This is a genomic window from Synechococcus sp. WH 5701 (assembly GCF_000153045.1).
Classification (GTDB): Bacteria; Cyanobacteriota; Cyanobacteriia; order PCC-6307; family Cyanobiaceae; genus Regnicoccus_A; species Regnicoccus_A antarcticus.
In genome coordinates this window covers 1-1,183 of record NZ_AANO01000117.1, presented here as the reverse complement: position 1 = coordinate 1,183, position 1,183 = coordinate 1, and the positions used below count along the sequence as shown (strand labels likewise).

The following is a 1,183-nucleotide window of genomic DNA, read 5'->3' as shown; positions in this document are numbered from 1 at the left end:
GGCCGGACTGCATTTCAGTGATGAACTGTTGGCTGGTTTGCAGCGCAAGGGTGTCGGCTTGGCCCGGATCACCCTGCATGTGGGGCTGGGTACGTTTCGCCCCGTGGAAACAGAAGACCTCACGCAGCTGGAATTGCACAGCGAGTGGATTGAGGTGAATGCGTCCGTGGTGGAGGCGATTCAGCAGTGTCGTGGTCGCGTGATCGCTGTTGGCACCACCAGCGTGCGCGCACTGGAGGGGGCTGCGCAGCTGCAGGGGGGCGTGCTGAAACCATTCACCGGACCGGTGAACCTGGTGATTCAGCCTGGCTATCGCTTTGCAGTCGTGCAGGGCTTATTGACCAATTTCCATCTGCCGAAGAGTTCCTTGTTGCTGCTGGTGAGTGCACTGATTGGTCGGGAGAAATTGCTGGCGCTGTATGCCGAGGCGATTGATCACGAGTACCGGTTTTTTTCCTATGGCGATGCCATGTGGATTCCACCGGACGCTGTGTTGCCAGGCGTTACCCCGAATTGACGGTGCCCAAAAAAAAGCCCCGCACAACGTGCAGGGCGAACCAAACCTTTGGCTTGAGGGGCCAGCGCTGACTTAAACCGCGACGGGCTGTTCGATGATTCCAGTTGGCACTTCGGCAAACATCACTGAGGAGAGATAACGCTCAGCGAGGTCGGGCAGAACCACAACAATCGTTTTGCCCGCATAAGCATCTTGTTCTGCGAGGCGAATCGCCGCAGCGGCTGCAGCCCCACACGAGATGCCAACCAATAGGCCTTCTTCTTCCGCTAAGCGAAGCGCCATGGCGATCGACTCTTCATTGGTCACCTGCTCCACCTTGTCGACAACGGAGAGGTCGAGGTTCTTGGGGATGAAGCCAGCGCCAATGCCCTGAATTTTGTGGGGACCAGGCTTCACCGCCTCACCATTCATGGTTTGGGTGATCACGGGGCTATTTGTTGGCTCCACCGCGACGGATTCAATCGCTTTACCGGCTTCATTTTTGATGTAGCGCGATACACCGGTGATCGTGCCGCCGGTGCCCACGCCAGCCACAAACACGTCGATGGCACCATCGCAATCGTTCCAGATCTCAGGACCAGTAGTTTTGAAGTGGATCTCTGGATTGGCTGGGTTATCGAATTGACCGGGCATGAAAAATTTCGAGGGATTGCTATCGGCAATCTC

Annotated in this window: 2 protein-coding genes; one reads left to right on the top strand and one right to left on the bottom strand. The window is 56.7% G+C overall.

The window, feature by feature from the left end:
- Positions 1–517: S-adenosylmethionine:tRNA ribosyltransferase-isomerase (locus WH5701_RS00695; RefSeq protein ID WP_006169907.1), on the top strand; the 517-nt coding region annotated here is incomplete at its 5' end.
- Between the two features lie 72 nt (positions 518–589).
- On the opposite strand, the gene WH5701_RS00690 is transcribed toward WH5701_RS00695, so the two are convergent.
- A partial coding sequence (locus WH5701_RS00690; protein WP_006169906.1) for a pyridoxal-phosphate dependent enzyme occupies positions 590–1,183 on the bottom strand: 594 nt, incomplete at its 5' end.